This window comes from Arthrobacter sp. efr-133-TYG-120, assembly GCF_030209785.1.
GTDB lineage: Bacteria > Actinomycetota > Actinomycetes > Actinomycetales > Micrococcaceae > Arthrobacter.
Genome location: NZ_JARVRI010000003.1, coordinates 55,537 through 71,599, shown reverse-complemented (window position 1 = coordinate 71,599; position 16,063 = coordinate 55,537). Strand labels below are relative to the sequence as shown.

General features: G+C 63.8%; 18 protein-coding genes. 11 read left to right on the top strand and 7 right to left on the bottom strand.

Annotated features, from left to right (window positions below; all coding sequences use genetic code 11):
* Positions 1 to 58: 58 nt before the first annotated feature.
* The 5 genes from QRN51_RS02865 to QRN51_RS02845 form a co-directional block, all read right to left on the bottom strand.
* Positions 59 to 472, bottom strand: coding sequence for a hypothetical protein (locus QRN51_RS02865; protein ID WP_284988535.1), 414 nt, complete (start codon positions 470 to 472; stop codon positions 59 to 61).
* A gap of 61 nt (positions 473 to 533) precedes the next feature.
* Positions 534 to 1,781, bottom strand: coding sequence for an ABC transporter permease (locus QRN51_RS02860; protein ID WP_059388845.1), 1,248 nt, complete (start codon positions 1,779 to 1,781; stop codon positions 534 to 536).
* Positions 1,778 to 2,506 carry an ABC transporter ATP-binding protein gene (locus tag QRN51_RS02855; RefSeq protein WP_284988534.1) on the bottom strand — a complete coding sequence of 243 codons (729 nt, stop codon included), beginning with the start codon at positions 2,504 to 2,506 and terminating at the stop codon, positions 1,778 to 1,780. Before QRN51_RS02855 ends, QRN51_RS02860 begins: the two co-directional genes overlap by 4 nt.
* A 6-nt stretch (positions 2,507 to 2,512) precedes the next feature.
* Positions 2,513 to 4,051: an efflux RND transporter periplasmic adaptor subunit gene (locus tag QRN51_RS02850; protein ID WP_284988533.1), complete on the bottom strand. Its 1,539-nt coding sequence runs from the start codon at positions 4,049 to 4,051 to the stop codon at positions 2,513 to 2,515.
* Between the two features lie 57 nt (positions 4,052 to 4,108).
* The gene (locus QRN51_RS02845) at positions 4,109 to 4,816 is read right to left on the bottom strand and encodes a phosphatase PAP2 family protein (protein ID WP_284988532.1); all 708 of its coding nucleotides are present in this window, start codon (positions 4,814 to 4,816) and stop codon (positions 4,109 to 4,111) included.
* A gap of 37 nt (positions 4,817 to 4,853) precedes the next feature.
* Between QRN51_RS02845 and QRN51_RS02840 the strand changes: the two genes are divergently transcribed.
* From QRN51_RS02840 to QRN51_RS02815, 6 genes are all read left to right on the top strand, one after another.
* Entirely contained in the window at positions 4,854 to 6,359 is a 1,506-nt protein-coding gene (locus tag QRN51_RS02840) for a bifunctional phosphatase PAP2/diacylglycerol kinase family protein (protein WP_284988531.1), read from the top strand.
* Between the two features lie 167 nt (positions 6,360 to 6,526).
* Positions 6,527 to 7,525 (top strand): ABC transporter ATP-binding protein, encoded by a 999-nt coding sequence (locus QRN51_RS02835; RefSeq protein WP_284988530.1) that lies wholly within the window; start codon positions 6,527 to 6,529, stop codon positions 7,523 to 7,525.
* Positions 7,522 to 8,412, top strand: coding sequence for an ABC transporter permease (locus tag QRN51_RS02830; protein WP_284988529.1), 891 nt, complete (start codon positions 7,522 to 7,524; stop codon positions 8,410 to 8,412). Before QRN51_RS02835 ends, QRN51_RS02830 begins: the two co-directional genes overlap by 4 nt.
* Positions 8,413 to 8,476: 64 nt before the next feature.
* The gene (locus tag QRN51_RS02825) at positions 8,477 to 9,763 is read left to right on the top strand and encodes a sensor histidine kinase (protein WP_284988528.1); all 1,287 of its coding nucleotides are present in this window, start codon (positions 8,477 to 8,479) and stop codon (positions 9,761 to 9,763) included.
* Positions 9,760 to 10,455 carry a response regulator gene (locus QRN51_RS02820; RefSeq protein WP_059388839.1) on the top strand — a complete coding sequence of 232 codons (696 nt, stop codon included), beginning with the start codon at positions 9,760 to 9,762 and terminating at the stop codon, positions 10,453 to 10,455. Before QRN51_RS02825 ends, QRN51_RS02820 begins: the two co-directional genes overlap by 4 nt.
* A gap of 54 nt (positions 10,456 to 10,509) precedes the next feature.
* Positions 10,510 to 11,811 (top strand): M18 family aminopeptidase, encoded by a 1,302-nt coding sequence (locus QRN51_RS02815; protein WP_284988527.1) that lies wholly within the window; start codon positions 10,510 to 10,512, stop codon positions 11,809 to 11,811.
* 1 nt (position 11,812) lies between these two features.
* Here the strand turns inward: QRN51_RS02815 and QRN51_RS02810 are convergent, their stop codons facing one another.
* Both QRN51_RS02810 and QRN51_RS02805 read right to left on the bottom strand, forming a co-directional pair.
* Positions 11,813 to 12,484: a DUF1345 domain-containing protein gene (locus tag QRN51_RS02810; protein ID WP_284988526.1), complete on the bottom strand. Its 672-nt coding sequence runs from the start codon at positions 12,482 to 12,484 to the stop codon at positions 11,813 to 11,815.
* 171 nt (positions 12,485 to 12,655) lie between these two features.
* Entirely contained in the window at positions 12,656 to 12,994 is a 339-nt protein-coding gene (locus QRN51_RS02805; RefSeq protein WP_059388837.1) for a YnfA family protein, read from the bottom strand.
* A gap of 259 nt (positions 12,995 to 13,253) precedes the next feature.
* Here QRN51_RS02805 and rpsF point away from each other — a divergent pair, with 259 nt between their 5' ends.
* From rpsF to QRN51_RS02780, 5 genes are all read left to right on the top strand, one after another.
* On the top strand, positions 13,254 to 13,559 hold the full coding sequence (gene rpsF / locus QRN51_RS02800; RefSeq protein ID WP_028267876.1) for a 30S ribosomal protein S6: 306 nt from the start codon (positions 13,254 to 13,256) through the stop codon (positions 13,557 to 13,559).
* A 55-nt stretch (positions 13,560 to 13,614) separates the two neighbouring features.
* Positions 13,615 to 14,190, top strand: a complete 576-nt coding sequence (locus QRN51_RS02795; RefSeq protein WP_078107100.1) for a single-stranded DNA-binding protein — start codon at positions 13,615 to 13,617, stop codon at positions 14,188 to 14,190.
* A 125-nt stretch (positions 14,191 to 14,315) separates the two neighbouring features.
* A complete protein-coding gene (gene rpsR / locus QRN51_RS02790) occupies positions 14,316 to 14,555 on the top strand; it encodes a 30S ribosomal protein S18 (RefSeq protein WP_003800144.1) in 240 nt (79 codons plus the stop codon).
* A gap of 17 nt (positions 14,556 to 14,572) precedes the next feature.
* Positions 14,573 to 15,025 carry a 50S ribosomal protein L9 gene (gene rplI / locus QRN51_RS02785; RefSeq protein ID WP_059388834.1) on the top strand — a complete coding sequence of 151 codons (453 nt, stop codon included), beginning with the start codon at positions 14,573 to 14,575 and terminating at the stop codon, positions 15,023 to 15,025.
* A 187-nt stretch (positions 15,026 to 15,212) separates the two neighbouring features.
* Positions 15,213 to 16,049 (top strand): PhzF family phenazine biosynthesis protein, encoded by an 837-nt coding sequence (locus QRN51_RS02780; protein ID WP_284988598.1) that lies wholly within the window; start codon positions 15,213 to 15,215, stop codon positions 16,047 to 16,049.
* The last annotated feature ends 14 nt before the right edge of the window (positions 16,050 to 16,063 follow it).

The following is a 16,063-nucleotide window of genomic DNA, read 5'->3' as shown; positions in this document are numbered from 1 at the left end:
TATGACGCGTCAAAACGACAACAACTGCGAGTCCGTTGGGTGGCTACAACGAGCGGTGCTACGGGGCCGAGGTTGCGGGGGCCGTAGGAATGGCGCTCGGCGATGCCCCGTTGGTGGGAGCTCCGCTCTGCCGATTCCGGCCCTGGCCGCCCTGGCCGTTGAAGTTCTGGAACTGGCCGCGGCCCGGACGGGCCTGGCCAGCATCCATGAGCTTGGTGACGCCGACGCCTCCGAAGAAGCCCACGGCGACGAGAAGCACGGCAAGGAGGATCTGCGTCAGGCGGCCCATCTGGAAGCGCTTCTTGGGCACGAACGGCTCGGGCGCCTGGGGTTGGCCCCAACCCTGCCCGGTGGGTTCCTGGCCGGTGGCCTGCAGGACCGCGGTGGGCTGTCCGGCGTGGGGCTGCTGGGTGTAGGGCTGCTGGGGCTCCGGCTGGTTCGTGGGGCCGGGCTCCGGTGCTGAATAGGACATTTGTAGATCTCCTGTTGGCTATTTCTTTTTTGAGTTGCTGGGGGGGTGGAAGTGTGGGCGGCTATTCATACCGCAGGGCGTCGATCGGCCGTAGTTTCGCCGCCTTGTTGGCCGGGTAGATTCCGAAAATCAGGCCGATCGCAGCGGATACCAGGAACGACAGCCACACCGTCCACCACTGGACTTCGGGTTGCGTTCCGAGCAGGGGGAAGGCGCTGCCGATGTAGCCCGCGGCAATTCCCAGCACCCCGCCGATCAGCGAAATGATGAGCGATTCGATCAGGAACTGGCTCACGATGCTGCCGCGCGAGGCTCCGATCGCCTTGCGGATGCCGATTTCGCGGGTGCGTTCAGTGACCGTGACGAGCATGATGTTCATGACGCCGATTCCGCCAACCAGGAGCGAAATGCCGGCCACGGCCCCCAGGAGGATGGTCAGCGTGGCCGTGGTGGTGGTGGCCGTCGTGAGGATCTGCGCCTGGTTCCGCACCTGATAGTCACGATTGGCGGAGGTGACGTTGTGCCTGGCATCGAGGATCATCTGAACCTCGTTCTGGGCCTGGTTCATCACGTCCGCTGACTTCGCCTGGACCGTGATGGAGGCAAGGGACGGCGAGTACCCGGTGAACTTGTCCTGGGCTGCGCTGTAGGGGATCACCACAATGTCGTCTGGATCGTTGAGCCCCGAGGACCCCTTTTGAGCCAGGACGCCGGAGACCACGAAATTCTGGCCATTGAGGGCGATGGTCTGCCCAACGGCCGAGGTCACAGAGCTTCCCACCAGGTCCTGCGCCACGGTATTGCCGATCACGGCCACTGCGGTGCCGCTGCTGGCGTCACCGTCGCTGAAGTAGGACCCCGCCGCAAGCGTGTCGTTCGAAATGGAAAAGTACGACGGCGTGGTCCCCACGAAAGTTGCGACAGCATGGGTTGCGTCCTGGTAAGTACCCGTGACGTTCTGTGCCGTGACTACCGGCGCTGTTGCGGCGACGTCGGGGGCCATAACGGGATCTGTCAGCGCGGCCATGTCCTGGAGCGTGAGGTTGGTGCCGCGGGAGCGCGGACCGGTGACGGCTTGTCCGCCGCCTGCTGCGCGGCCGCCCGCCGTCGTCTGGCGGCTGACCGTAAGCACGTTGGTTCCCAGCTTGCCGATCTGGGCCTTGATGGCGTTGGAGGTTCCGGCTCCTACGGCCAGCAGGATGATGACGGATGCGATGCCGATCAAGATGCCCAGGGTGGTGAGGATGGAGCGCATCTTGTTGGCCATCACCCCCGTCAGGGCGAAGCGAACGGATTCGGCGATCATCATGCCGGCACCGCCGTGGCTACAGGGTGGGCATTCACGGCGCGGATCCTGTGATCCTCAATGATGTGACCGTCCTGGAAGCGCACAACGCGGTTGGCCCGCGCCGCGACGTCCGCCTCGTGGGTGATCATCACAATGGTCCGGCCGTTGGCGTGCAAGGACTCGAAGAGATCCAGGATTTCGTGCGAGGACTTGGTGTCCAAAGCTCCCGTGGGCTCGTCGGCCAGGAGCAACACCGGGTTGGTCACGAGTGCCCGGGCGATGGCAACACGCTGCTGCTGTCCACCGGACAGCTGCGAAGGCTTGTGGTCCGCCCGCTCAGCCAAACCCACTGAATCGAGTACTTCCAGGGCCCGCTCGCGCCGTTCCTTGCGGTGCACTTTTGCGTAAGCGAGCGGCATGGAGACGTTGTCCACGGCCCGCGTGCGCGGTATCAGGTTGAAGTTCTGGAAGACGAAGCCGATTTTCCGGTTGCGGATCTGCGCGAGCTGGAATTCATCCAGGGTCCCGGTATCGATGCCGTCCAAGTGATACGTCCCCTGGGTGGCGCCGTCGAGGCAGCCGATGATGTTCATCATGGTGGACTTTCCGGAGCCCGAGGCGCCGATGATGGCCACGAAGTCGCCCCGGTCAATGGAGATGCTGACGGAATCGAGTGCCCGTACTTCGGCTTCCCCTTTGCCATAGATCTTGCTCACGGACTCCAGTTGGATGACAGCGTCGTTCACGGCTGCTTACCCGCCATTTCCACGTGTGCCACCGGTGCCGCCCGTAATTCCGGCGCCGCCGGTACCACCGAATCCGCCCGTACCGCCAAGTCCGCCCGTCCCGGTCCGTCCGGTGGTGCCGGTGGTGTCCAGGGTGGATGAGATAGCCGGGAGTTCAATCTGGTCGCCCGCGCTGAGTCCGGTGAGCACCTGGGTGCGGCCGTTGTCCGTGATCCCGGTGGTGATGGTCACCGCCGTCGCCGTCCCGTTCTTCATCACGTTGACGGTCTGCCTGGTTCCCGTGGTGGTAATGGCCAGCGAAGGCACTGTCAATGCGTTCTTGGCGGTCGCCGTGGTTACGGAGATGTTTGCGCTTTGGCCGAGCCGCAGGGCAGCCGGAGGGTTCTTGATGGAGATCGTCACGGGATAGCTGACCACGTTGTTGGTGGTTGTGGCGTTCTGGGCGATCGCCGTGATGGTACCTGTGACCGGTGCCGCGGACGGGTCGGTCTTGAGCGCCGGGAAGGTGAAGGTGGCCGAGTCGCCGGTCTTCATGGCGGCAATGTCCGATTCGGCGAAGTTGGCGATGACTTGCAGGTGCGCGGTGTCGCTGATCGTAATCAGTCCGGAGGACGAGGTGCTCGCGGCGCTCGTGGAAGAGCTGCCGGAGGAGCCGGAAGCTCCGGACGAGCCGGAACCCGAGGATCCGGAAGAGCCGGAGCTGCTGCCGGCGTTGCCGCCGACGACGGCGTTCACGGCGGTGACAGTACCTGAAACCGGGGCCGCGAGTGAGCAGGACGCCAGGTTTTTGGTTGCGGTATCAACGGCAATCTGGGCAGACGTGGTGTTGGATGTGGCGCCGCCACCGCTTTGGGCGGAATTGAGGGCCGTGGCTGCCGAGGCAATCTGCTCCTTGTCCTTGAGGGCCGAGCTGGCTTGCTGGTTGGCTGCCTGGGTCAGTGCTTGGTTGTCCTTCGCGAGCTGGGCCTGTGCTGCGCTGAGCGCGTTCTGGGCCGGCTGGCTGCTCGGCTGGGCGCTGGCAGCGGCCTGGGCCGTGGCGACAGTCGCATTGTCATTGTTCACGGCCGTCTGCGCGGCGGCCACGGCACTGGCCTGCTGGCTCGCGTCCAGGTTGGCCGTTTGCTGGGCGTTGGTGAGGCTCTGGCTTGCCGAAGCCACCTGGTTGCTGGCTGAGGCCTGTTGTTGGTTTGCCTGCGCCGCGGCGGAATCCAGTTGCGCCTGGGCAACGGCCAGCGCGTTCTGGGCGTTCGTCGGATCAATGGTGACCAGCACCTGCCCGGCCGTGACCTGCTGACCGGTCACCGCAGAGACAGTGGCGATGGGCCCGGTGCAGTTCTGCGCATTGATGACGGTGGTGCTTGCGGGCGAGACGTTTCCGCTCGCCGTGGAAACCGCGGCGAGGTCCGCTGAGCTGACCGCGACGGTGCGGGCGGTGGTATCGGCGGCCGTTTGCGGCACACCGTTCAGCACGAAGAAGGCACCGGCGGCAATGCCCACGACGGCCACCCCGATGCCGCCGTTGATGAGTTGAGGTTTTGAGAGCATGCCCGAAGACTATTGTCGCTCTCTTGGAGAAGACCGAGTGCTACCTGATGGTTTACCCTACGTGACGCTCCGCTCGACGTGCCGCTTGCGGCGCGCGACCCTCGATCTCCACTCCAGGGCGCGCCGTGCGTCTATATTCTCCACAATGCATATTTTCTGACAGGCCAGCCACCAGAGAAGCACGACGGCGGACGCCAAGCAAGCGCCACCCACCACATCCGTGAACCAATGGGCAGCCAAATAGATCCGGCTGATCATCATGGCCAGCATTCCGCCGATCGCGAGCAGCCAAGTCCAGGCGCGGCCGATGAGGAGCGCTATCACCAGAACGAATGCCGTGGTAGCGGATACGTGCCCCGATGGGTATGAATAGGTGTCCGTAGCCACATGCGCATTGAGGGGACGCGGCCTGTGAATGACCAACTTGAGCAACTGGGTCAGCAACATCACGCTGAGTCCTGCCATGGCGGAGAATACGGCCGACCGGGGTCTCCTCCGGATCAACAACGCCAAGGCGAGCAGAATGTGGAAGACCAGCATTCCCGTGTAGCCGGTCCAGTTGAGGGCGATGTTCAGGCTGTCCCAGAACGGTGTGTGGAGGGTCGCCATGAATGCTTGCCATGCGTCGTCCACGCCCTGGAAAGGCGGGTTTCGATCCCCCGCAAGCAGAATGCCGCCGAGGACCGCGGCGATTGCGAGCAGCACAGTCGAGATGACAATGGTGCGTCCCTGATCGAGCTTGCGGGGGAGAATGACCCTCACCATCTCCACATCCTAACCAGCCCGCCGATAGTCTGGTGGGATGGGAAGCAAGCTGCGATGGGGCCATTGGGACGTGAGAAACGTGGCGCGGCTCGATCGCGCCATTGTCCGGGCGGTTTCCCGGTGGCCGGAGGGCCGGCACGATGCTGTCTGGAAAAACCTCTCGGAGGCCGCTACCAAGGGCAAGCTCTGGTTTGCCGTAGCTGGCGTCTGTGCGGCAATTCCAGGTAAGCCGCGCCAGGCCGCGATCCATGGACTCCTGGCCCTTGGGGTGGCATCCGCCGTCACCAATCTGGGTTTCAAGACGCTTCTTCCACGGACGCGGCCGTTGCCCGAGCACCTTCCGGTCTTCCGTTTTGTGAACCCGCAGCCCACAAGCTCGTCGATGCCTTCGGGCCATTCCGCGTCTGCGGTGGCATTCACTCTTGGCGTCGCGCTGGTGGATCCCGGCCTTGGTGCAGTTTTGGCTCCTGTTGCGGCGGGTGTGGCGTATTCCCGGGTCCATACGGGCGCCCACTGGCCTTCCGACGTCGTGCTGGGCTCCGCGATCGGCGCCGGAGCGGCCCTCCTGACGCGAAAGTGGTGGCCGGCCCGGCCTCCGGTTCCGGACACGGACCGTTCACCGGCCGACGCGCCTGCAGTCGGCGACGGCGAGGGGCTAAGTATTGCGGTCAACGCCCTCGGCGGTTCCTACTCGCCGGACACCGAAACCCAACTCCGAGAAATATTCCCCAAGGCGTATATAAACCTGATTTCCGATGGCGATGACGTGGCTGCCGCAATCCAGGCCACAGCAGGGCGGCCCGGGACGAAGGCCGTGGGCGTGTGGGGCGGTGATGGAACTGTCGGCGCGGCCGCAGCGGCCGCCGTCGAGCACTCACTGCCCTTGCTGGTGCTACCGGGCGGAACGCTCAACCACTTTGCTCGCGACGTGGACGCACGGTCCCTCGAAGGCGCCCTTAAGGCCGCCAAAACGGGCGCCGCGGCGTGGACAGATCTGGGCCACGTGAGCGCCGGCCGTGGGATCGACGGCAAGGACGAGGTTGCGGAGCTCATCATGCTGAATACTGCCAGCGTTGGCGTGTACCCCAACTTGGTGCGCCGCCGCGAGCGGCTTCAGCCTGCCATGGGGAAACCCCTCGCGGGACTCGTCGCGGGTCTGCGCACCTTCGGGGCGGCAACCCCCACCACTCTCCTGATCAACGGAGTGCACCACAAGCTGTGGATCCTCTACATAGGCCGCGGCCGCTACTACCCGCGGGACCTGGCACCATTGACGCGGCCCGTGCTTGACGACGGGGTGCTGGATATCCGCATGGTCACGGCCGATGAGCCCTTTGCGCGGTTGCGTCTGCTGTGGGCGGTCCTCACTGGAACCGTGAGTACATCGAAGGTGACCCACCTCAGCGAGGCCGGGGAAATCAGCATCGAAGCGATCGGAGAGCCGCTCGTGATTGCGGTCGACGGCGAGCCGTTGCCGGGTGTGCGGACCGCGGAGTTCACGGTCCGCCGTCGTGCGCTTCGGGTGTATTCACCGCTTGCCTAATGCTCTCCCAAGTGCCCTGCAAGCCCTGGGCGCGGCCGGCATCATCCATAGGGACTACCCTGACCTGCCCCTGAATCATCCCTGAGACCGGCGAATTCGGCCGTACCGGTGGATAGCGTTGTACGTACAGTCACCACATAGCTGCAGCAAGCGGAGGGAACGCTTCCATGATTGAGGCAACAGGCTTGAGGAAGGTCTACGGCGCAAAGACAGCCGTGGACGGAATCAGCTTCACCGTACAGCCCGGGAAAGTCACGGGCTTTCTTGGCCCGAACGGCGCCGGCAAGTCCACCACCATGCGCATGATCATGGGTCTCGACCGCCCGACGTCGGGCGACGTCATTGTCAACGGCCGGCATTACTCCCAGCACAAAGCCCCGCTCCACCAAGTGGGAGCGCTGCTCGATGCCAAGGCGGTTCACACGAGCCGCAGTGCGTACAACCACCTGCGCGCAATGGCAGCGACCCACGGGATTCCAAACTCGCGCGTTGAGGAAGTCATCGAGATGACCGGCCTCACCGCAGTTGCCAAGAAGAAGGCCGGAGGGTTCTCCCTCGGCATGGGCCAGCGGCTTGGCATCGCCAACGCATTGCTGGGTGATCCCCAGACGCTCATCCTCGACGAACCGGTCAACGGGCTGGATCCCGAGGGCGTCCAGTGGGTCAGGAACCTCGCCCGTTACCTGGCAAGCCAGGGCAAGACCATCTTCATTTCCAGCCACCTGATGTCCGAGATGGCCCAGACGGCCGACCACCTCATTGTGATCGGTCGCGGCAAGATCATTGCCGACACCACGGTGGATGCGCTGATCGAGAGCCAGAGCCGCAAGCGCACGTTGGTCCGTACCTCGGAGACCACCCGCTTGTCCGAGTTGCTGGCCCGCGACGGTGTCCGGGTGGAGCAGAACGAACGTGAAACCCTGGAAATCTACGGTGTGGAGCCGATCCGCATCGCAGAGCTCGCCCTCGACAACCGCGTGCTGGTTTACGAACTCACTCCGCTCACGTCGTCACTGGAGGAAGCCTACTTCCAGCTGACCAAGGACGAGGTGGAATACCATTCGCACATCACCGGCGGACCGGCAGCGCCAGGCGGGACGCTGAACGGAAGCCCTGCCAGCGCCGGCGCCACATCCGCTGCCACCATGGAAGGGATCCAATCATGAGCACCACCACCGTCAGCAAGAAACATGCGATCCCGTCAGCCGGGACCGGTGGCGTCACTTTCCTCCGTGTGCTGAACTCCGAGTCCATCAAGTTCCGGACCCTCATGAGCACCAAGATCCTGTTGCTCCTCACCTTCGTGGCCATTGTCGGCATCGGCCTGCTGTCAGCCCTCGTCCGGTGGAACTTCATCAACCAGATGGTCGAAGTCGGCCGGCAGGGTCACAAGGAAACGGTGCAGCAAGCAGTTGACTCCTTCCCGCCGGGATCGGGATTCAGCCTCTACAACCTGCCGAACGCCGGACTCAACATCGGCATCCTCGTCATGGGATCCCTGGCCGTGCTCTTCATCGCCTCTGAATACGCCACCGGCATGATCCGGTCAACCATGAATGCGGCGCCGGGGCGGCTCTCCACCTTCGGTGCCAAAGCCGTGGTCCTGGTTGTGGTCTCCTATATCCTTTCGGTCGTGGCCGGCGTCGTGACCTTCCTCTTGGCCTCACCCATGTTCGCCAACTTTGGCCTTGACCTCGGCTGGAACACGGACGGCGTCCTTTACAGCGTTTTCACCGGCGGCCTTTATGTCTCCGGTGTCGCGCTGATCGGCCTCTCGCTCGGAACACTGCTGAAGAACCCTGCCGGCGGCATCACCGTCCTGGTGGGCATCATGTTCGTCCTCCCGTTCGCAGGCCAGTTCCTCAGCTTCGCACCGGGAGACTTCTGGAAGTACGTCCCCCAGTACCTGCCCAGTGAAGCCGGCGGCCGCTTCTTGTCGATCGGCCACGTCGACGGCACCCTGGATCCGTGGGCGGGCGGCCTCGTGTTCCTTGGCTACGTCATCTTGTTCATGGTTCCTGCCCTCATTGCGCTCAAGAAGCGGGACGTCTGATTCGCAATCGCGTGATCCGCGATCCATGGACAACCACTCCGGGCAAGGCCACTAGGCTCAAGCCATGAGTGAAGAGTTGCCAGCACAGGACGCGTCGGCCCACGTGGCCGACGCGTCCTTTGCTGAAATCACGCTGCGGCGCCGTGGCAGGATCCGCCGCTATCTCTTTGAGCACCCGCGCGTCATGGACGCGGTGGTGGTGCTTTGCTATTCGCTCCTGGCACTGCCTACGCTGATCAGCTCCATCGTGGACGGCAAATGGTTCGCCGCCCTGCTGCTCGTTGCCATCGCCGCCATCCTGTTCCTTCGACGCCGCAATCCGCTGAGTGTCACCGCGACCGTTGCGGTCCTCGAAGTGGCCGTGACGCTGCTGAATCCCTGGGGTTCGAACGTCTCGGCGGGATTGTGGTTTGCGCTGTATGCGGTGGCCGTGGCGAGGGCCCGGACCTTCGCGTTGACGGTGTTCGGCGCGGCGAGCCTGCCCCTGACGCTCGTGTATCTCTTCATGTGGACCAGTCCGGCTGCCCCTGCCAACGGAGAGGCGATTCCGGAGAATTTCCACCTCATCAGCAACATTGCGGCGGCGGTCAGTATTTTGTTGTCCAACCTGATCGCCACCGGCATCGGCATTTCGGTGCGGCAGCGGCGTGAGCATGAGAGCGAAATCAGGGCCTGGGCTGCCCGCACGGCTCGCTTGGGTTCCGTCACCGAACGCAACCGGATCGCCCGCGAGATGCACGACGTCGTGGCGCACTCGCTGACGGTCATGATCAGCCTCTCGGACGGTGCCGCCGTCGTGGTCAAGAAGGATCCTGAGCGCGCGGGTGAGGTGCTTGGCGAACTCTCGCGCACCGGCAGGACTGCGCTGGCTGATATGCGCCGCGTCCTCGGCGTACTGCGGGAAGACTCCGCGCGCCCGGCGCCCCTGGAGCCCTTGGTTTCCGGGCACGACCTGAGCAAACTCCTGGACGGATTCCGGACGGCGGGGCTGCCGTTGCACTATTCACACACGGGCCCTGCCCTTCCTGAAGACCCGGCGTTGCAACTCACGGTCTACCGGATCGTGCAGGAATCCCTGACCAACGTGCTCAGGTACGGGCGCTCCTTGAGCCAAGTGGATGTGCGGATCGTGCGGGAGGGTGACTCGGTCACCATTGACGTGCTCGACGACGGCAGGGGCTCCCGGGAGCCGGGAACCGAAGAGGCGGCCTTGGGCACGGGCCAAGGCATCGCGGGAATGCGTGAACGTGCGGGAATTTATGCCGGAACCGTGGATGCCGGTCCTGGAATCCACGGCGGATGGCGGGTCCATGCGGAGCTGAAATGGAATGGCGACAAGGGGAAATCATGACAGACAATGCTCCCATCAGGGTTCTATTGGTCGACGACCAGCCCCTGCTACGCATGGGATTTCGGCTCATCCTCGAAGGCGAGGACGACCTCGAAGTGGTGGGCGAAGCCTCCGACGGTGCCGAAGCCGTGCGGAAGGTGAAGGAACTGGAACCCGACGTCGTGCTCATGGACGTCCGGATGCCCGCCATGGATGGAATCGAAGCCACACGGCGGATCACGGCCTCGTCAACCAACGCCAGGATCATCATCCTGACCACTTTCGACCTCGACGAGTATGCCTTCTCCGGCTTGCAAGCTGGGGCTTCCGCCTTCCTGCTCAAGGATGTTGCGCCTGCCGAGTTGGTCCAAGGCGTCCGGCTCGTGGCCAGCGGCGACGCCGTGGTTGCTCCGAGGGTCACCCAGCGGCTCCTGGAAACCTACGTCCGCGGGGGCCGCGTTCCCGGCCAGGCCGCAGCCCCGGCCCGCGATCCACTGCTCGAAGAATTGACGCCCCGCGAAACCGAGATGCTGGAGGCTATCGCCGGAGGGCTGTCCAACGCCGAAATCGCGCACAAATTCTTTTTGTCCGAAGCCACGGTCAAGACCCACGTCCGGCGCATCCTCACCAAGCTGCACCTGCGGGACCGGGTCCAAGTGGTGGTCTACGCCTACGAAACAGGACTCGTGATCCCGAGCAACCCGGATTACTAGTGACGCGATACCGCCTCGCCGGCGACGTCCGCGGCCGCGGCTAGACTCGGAGCCATGCCTTCGAACTCCGCTGCAGAACACATCCAGGACCTTGGCGCTTATGTCAGCGCATCGCCGTCGAGCTTCCACGCCGTCAACGAGGCCGCGCGCCGGCTCGATGCGGCCGGTTTCACGGCCCTTGATGAACTTCAGCATTGGGAAGGCGGGGCCGGCAGCTTCTACGTGATCCGGGACGGCGCCCTCATTGCATGGGTGACGCCGGAAGGCGCCACTCCGACCACGGCATTCAATATCCTTGGCGCCCACACGGATTCTCCGTCTTTCAAGCTCAAGCCCAAGCCGACAACGGGCAAGTTCGGTTGGCTGCAGGCCGGCGTCGAAGTCTACGGCGGACCCTTGTTGAACTCCTGGCTGGACCGTGAGCTTCGGCTCGCAGGGCGGCTCGTGATGCTGGACGGCACCCAGCACCTCACGGCAACCGGACCGCTCCTGCGCTTCCCGCAATTGGCCATCCACCTGGACCGGGCCGTCAATGACGGCCTCACGCTGGACAAGCAACAGCACATGAACCCCGTGTTCGGCCTCGGCGATCCCGATTCCGCGGATGTCCTGGCAATCCTGGCGGACTCGGTGGCCGGGGTTTCCGTGGATCCGGCGCAGATCGGCGGCTACGACATCGTTGTCGCGGACACCCAGGCACCTGAGCAGTTCGGTGCCAAGGGCGAACTGTTTGCATCGGGGCGGCTCGACAACCTCTCCTCAACCCACGCCGGGCTCGCGGCACTCATTGCGCACGCAACCGCGGGCGCGCCGGCTGCCGGCCCCATCGCGGTCCTGGCCGCCTTCGACCACGAAGAAATCGGCTCTGCCTCGCGCTCGGGCGCCTGCGGACCCATCCTCGAAGACATCCTCACCCGGATCTCCGAGGGATTGGGCGCAACGGTGAGCGAACGGCGCCAGGCGTTGTCGGCGTCGTTCTGTGTTTCCGCGGATGCCGGCCACGCCGTCCACCCCAACTACCCGGAGCGGCACGATCCGGCCAACCGGCCGATCCTCAATGGCGGACCGCTTCTCAAGATCAACGCTAACCAGCGGTACGCCACGGACGCTACCGGCGCGGCATTCTGGGCGCGGCTCTGCGGCGAGGCGGGTATCCCCTACCAGGAGTTCGTCTCCAATAACGACGTCCCGTGCGGCTCCACCATCGGTCCGCTGACGGCCACCCGCCTGGGGATCCGGACGGTCGACGTCGGCGTGCCCCTTCTGTCGATGCACTCGGCACGCGAGCTATGCGGCGTTGAAGACCCGCGCCACCTGGCCACGGTGACGGAGTCGTTCTTCCGCACGGCGATCTAGCTCAAGACGCCAGGCTCACCACGAGGTTGATGGTGGTGGCCAGGATCCCGACGCCGAAAACGTAGGCGAGCAGGCTGTGCCGCAAGGCGGCAGACCGCATTGCCCTGGTGGTGATCGACGTGTCCGAAACCTGGTACGTCATCCCGAGGCTGAACGCCATGTAGGCGAAGTCCGTGTATTGCGGCGGTTCCTTTTGGTTGAACTCGATGCCGCCGGGCGGATCGGACGTGTAGTAAACCTCGGCATAGCGCAGGGTGAAGAGGGTGTGCACCAGCAGCCACGACGCCACGGCACCGACGAGGGCCAGCAGGGCGAGCATGAATTTGTCGACGCCGTGCGCGTCCTTCGCGCCGAACATCACCAGGACGAAGGCTGCGAGGGAGCCGACGGCGGCACACAGGATCAGGAGATCGGCCGTGGAACGCCGTGGATCTTCTTCCCTGGCGTGGCTTCTGGTCTGATCGGCCTTCATCCGAGTGATGACTGTCCACACGAAGATGTTGTAGACCACCGCGGCCACTGCCCAGCCCGCCGCGGGCGCGTAGATCCACTGTCCCCAAATTCCGGTCGCCACTGCGGCAGCGATGCCGGTGACGATCATCAGCAAGAATCGCAATCGGGAACGTTTGGCACGGGCAGACTTCGGACCTGGGTTCTTTGCTGCGGCGTTCATAGTCAGATCATGGCACGCCTGGCTGGAGGCTCAGGCGTCACGCCACGCAGACTTTTGGGCTCAGGCATGGAGCAGCGCCCCGGAAAACCGGGGGATCCCGACGTCGGACGGTCCAGAAAGTTGCACAGCGTGACGGCTTAGCGGCGTTGACGGCTTAGCTGCCGTGACGCCTTAGCTGCCCGGCCGGGGCGCGAACATGATGACGGCCACTCCGAAGATGCAGATCATGGCGCCGATGATGTCCCAACGGTCCGGGCGGAAGCCATCCATAAGCATTCCCCAAGCCAACGATCCGGCGATGAACACCCCGCCGTAGGCGGCAAGCACGCGGCCGAAGTGCGCGTCAGGCTGGAACGCCGCCACGAAACCGTAGATACCCAGGGCTGCGATACCGAGGCCCGCCCACCACCACGGTTTGGCCTCCCTGACCGATTGCCACACGAGCCAGGCCCCGCCGATCTCGGCGATGGCCGCGAGGATAAAGAGTGCGACGGATTTGAGGACGGTCATGGGTTCAGTCTGCCTGAGCCTGGCGTCGCCGTTCCACGCGGGTTATCCACATATCTGGGTTATCCACATACGCGGCGCCGCGCATTCCACCATGCCGACACGCCGAATAGGCTTAGAGGCGGGAAATGGACTAAGATATTGAAGTCTGTGCTGCGCCTGCTTCCGCTTCTGGAAGCGGTCATCAGCACTGTTCATCGCAAATGAACCTCCTGTTACGGAAATGCCGTAACCGCTTAGCCCAAAGGAGGTGGGTTCACATATGCGTCCTTACGAATTGATGGTAATCATCGACCCCGAGGTCGAAGAGCGTACCGTAGAGCCGTCGCTTCAGAAGTTCCTCAATGTCATCACCACCGATGGTGGAACCATCGAAAAGGTTGACATCTGGGGCCGCCGTCGCCTCGCTTACGACATCAAGAAGAAGTCCGAAGGTATCTACGCTGTGGTGAACTTCACCGCCAAGCCGGAAACCGCCAAGGAACTTGACCGCCAGCTGAGTCTCAACGAGACCATCATGCGCACCAAGATCACCCGCCCCGAAGAGCAGAAGGTCGTTGCTGAGTAATTTCAGCTCCAGGCTTTCATTCTTTACCCCGCAGGAACGAACAAGGAGGCAGTAGATGGCAGGCGAAACCACTATTACGGTCATCGGTAATCTCACCAATGACCCCGAACTGCGGTTCACACCGTCAGGCTCGGCGGTAGCGAACTTCACCATCGCTTCTACTCCCCGGACCTTCGACCGCCAGTCCAATGAGTGGAAGGACGGGGAAACCCTGTTCCTCCGCGCATCGGTATGGCGCGAAGCAGCCGAAAACGTCGCCGAATCCCTCACCAAGGGCATGCGCGTGATCGTTTCCGGCCGCCTGAAGAGCCGTTCCTACGAAACCAAGGAAGGCGAGAAGCGCACCGTTATCGAGCTCGAAGTCGATGAAATCGGCCCGAGCCTGCGTTACGCCAATGCCAAGGTCAACCGCACCCAGCGCTCCGGCGGTCAGGGTGGCCAGGGCGGCTTCGGCGGCGGCAACAATAGCGGCGGCTTCGGAGGTGGCGGCGCTGGTGCAAACCAGGGCGGCAACTCCGGCGGAACGTGGGGCGGCGGCCAATCCGCACCGCAGGAAGACCCCTGGGCTACCCCGGGCGTCAGCAATGCGGGTGGATGGGGCAACGGCCCGGATTCCGAACCTCCCTTCTAAATACTCATAAAAGTTCGACGCCGGAACCCGCCGGACGTGCCGCAAGGCACCCGGGTGGCGACCGCCGTCGAGCACCACCATCCCGTGGATCCATTCCACGGGCTCCATAGAAAAGGAGCTCCACGATGGCTAAGGCTGAACTCCGTAAGCCCAAACCAAAGTCCAACCCCTTGAAGGCCGCTGACATCACCGTCATCGACTACAAGGACGTAGCATTGCTGCGCAAGTTCATCTCCGACCGCGGAAAGATCCGCGCCCGTCGCGTCACTGGCGTCACGGTGCAGGAACAGCGCAAAATCGCCCAGGCAATCAAGAACGCCCGCGAAGTTGCTCTGCTGCCTTACTCCGGCGCTGGCCGCGGCTAAGGAAGGGATTAACTAACATGGCAAAGCTCATTCTGACCCACGAAGTAACCGGTCTCGGTGCTGCTGGCGATGTTGTCGAGGTCAAGGACGGTTACGCACGTAACTTCCTGCTGCCCCGCGGCTTCGCTCTGACCTGGACCAAGGGTGGCGAGAAGCAGGTTGAGTCCATCAAGGCTGCCCGCGCTGCTCGTGCCCACGCTTCGGTTGAAGCTGCACAGGCCCAGGCTTCTGCGCTTTCTTCCAAGAAGGTCAAGCTCGTAGTGAAGGCCGGCGAGTCCGGTCGTCTCTTCGGCACCGTCAAGCCGGCTGATGTCGCTGCTGCAGTTGAGGCCGCTGGCCTCGGCTCCATCGACAAGCGCAACGTTGAACTGCCGAACCACATCAAGTCCCTTGGTTCGTACCAGGCCAACGTCCGCCTGCACGAGGACGTTTCCGCTGTCATCGACCTTGAGGTCGTTGCAGGGAAATAATCTCTGACGTAGCTCGAAGGACCCCCGTCCCCGGTTTCCGGAGGCGGGGGTCCTTTGCTATATGCGCTTTCGGGGGCGCGAACTGGCAGTAGATGCCCTCCGGCGGCCTCGCTACGGGCATTAGCTGCCAGTTCGCGCCAAGGAAGACGGGGGAACTTGATAGCCTGCCGGGGTGAACCTTGAAACCATGCGCACCAGGCCCTTCTCGCAAGTGGATGTCTTCACCGACGTGCCATACCTCGGCAATCCGCTTGCAATCGTCGTCGACGCTGAGGGGCTCAGCGCGGACCAGATGCAGCACTTTGCCCACTGGACCAACTTGTCCGAGACCACCTTCCTGCTGCCGCCGAGCGATCCTGCGGCCGACTACCGCGTTCGCATCTTCACCGGCAGCGAGGAATTTCCTTTCGCGGGACATCCGACGCTTGGCTCGGCGCATGCCTGGCTGGCGGCCGGCGGAGTGCCGAAACAGGACGGGATGCTGGTTCAGGAATGTGGCGCAGGCTTGGTCAAGGTAAAGCTCGACGGCGGCCGGCTCGCGTTCGCTGCTCCGCCACTGACCCGCTTCGGGCCCGTGGACGAAGGAACCATCGAACAGCTGGCCGCCGGCCTCCGGCTGCCCCAAGCGGCGCTCCTGGATGCATCGTGGCTTGTCAACGGGCCTCAATGGATCGGCGTGCTGCTCGAATCGGCCGAGCAGGTCCTTGGCCTTGAGCCGGACCTTGCGGCGTTGGGGGATCTGAAGGTCGGTGTGATCGGTCCTCATGAACCGGGCGCCGGAGTCGATTTCGAAGTCCGGACGTTCATTCCGGGAGACGCCATGGTGGAGGACCCCGTCACGGGAAGTTTCAATGCGGGGGCTGCCCAGTGGCTGATCGGCAGCGGCCGGGCTCCGGAGCAATACGTCGCCGCGCAGGGCACTGTCCTGGGCCGGGCGGGACGGATCCACGTCGCGGTGGAAGACGGCGAGACCTGGGTGGGTGGGAGCTCGGTGATGTGCATCCAGGGAACGGTCCGCCTGTAGCGGGGGAATAAAAG

Excerpts from the sequence above, each read along its gene's own strand:
- QRN51_RS02815 (WP_284988527.1), top strand. The coding sequence starts at position 10,510 with ATGCCTTCGAACTCCGCTGCAGAACACATCCAGGACCTTGGCGCTTAT.
- rpsF (WP_028267876.1), top strand. The coding sequence starts at position 13,254 with ATGCGTCCTTACGAATTGATGGTAATCATCGACCCCGAGGTCGAAGAG.
- QRN51_RS02865 (WP_284988535.1), bottom strand. The coding sequence starts at position 472 with ATGTCCTATTCAGCACCGGAGCCCGGCCCCACGAACCAGCCGGAGCCC.
- QRN51_RS02860 (WP_059388845.1), bottom strand. The coding sequence starts at position 1,781 with ATGATGATCGCCGAATCCGTTCGCTTCGCCCTGACGGGGGTGATGGCC.
- rpsR (WP_003800144.1), top strand. The coding sequence starts at position 14,316 with ATGGCTAAGGCTGAACTCCGTAAGCCCAAACCAAAGTCCAACCCCTTG.
- QRN51_RS02835 (WP_284988530.1), top strand. The coding sequence starts at position 6,527 with ATGATTGAGGCAACAGGCTTGAGGAAGGTCTACGGCGCAAAGACAGCC.
- QRN51_RS02845 (WP_284988532.1), bottom strand. The coding sequence starts at position 4,816 with ATGGTGAGGGTCATTCTCCCCCGCAAGCTCGATCAGGGACGCACCATT.
- rplI (WP_059388834.1), top strand. The coding sequence starts at position 14,573 with ATGGCAAAGCTCATTCTGACCCACGAAGTAACCGGTCTCGGTGCTGCT.
- QRN51_RS02830 (WP_284988529.1), top strand. The coding sequence starts at position 7,522 with ATGAGCACCACCACCGTCAGCAAGAAACATGCGATCCCGTCAGCCGGG.
- QRN51_RS02810 (WP_284988526.1), bottom strand. The coding sequence starts at position 12,484 with ATGAACGCCGCAGCAAAGAACCCAGGTCCGAAGTCTGCCCGTGCCAAA.
- QRN51_RS02780 (WP_284988598.1), top strand. The coding sequence starts at position 15,213 with ATGCGCACCAGGCCCTTCTCGCAAGTGGATGTCTTCACCGACGTGCCA.
- QRN51_RS02840 (WP_284988531.1), top strand. The coding sequence starts at position 4,854 with ATGGGAAGCAAGCTGCGATGGGGCCATTGGGACGTGAGAAACGTGGCG.
- QRN51_RS02805 (WP_059388837.1), bottom strand. The coding sequence starts at position 12,994 with ATGACCGTCCTCAAATCCGTCGCACTCTTTATCCTCGCGGCCATCGCC.
- QRN51_RS02850 (WP_284988533.1), bottom strand. The coding sequence starts at position 4,051 with ATGCTCTCAAAACCTCAACTCATCAACGGCGGCATCGGGGTGGCCGTC.
- QRN51_RS02820 (WP_059388839.1), top strand. The coding sequence starts at position 9,760 with ATGACAGACAATGCTCCCATCAGGGTTCTATTGGTCGACGACCAGCCC.
- QRN51_RS02795 (WP_078107100.1), top strand. The coding sequence starts at position 13,615 with ATGGCAGGCGAAACCACTATTACGGTCATCGGTAATCTCACCAATGAC.
- QRN51_RS02825 (WP_284988528.1), top strand. The coding sequence starts at position 8,477 with ATGAGTGAAGAGTTGCCAGCACAGGACGCGTCGGCCCACGTGGCCGAC.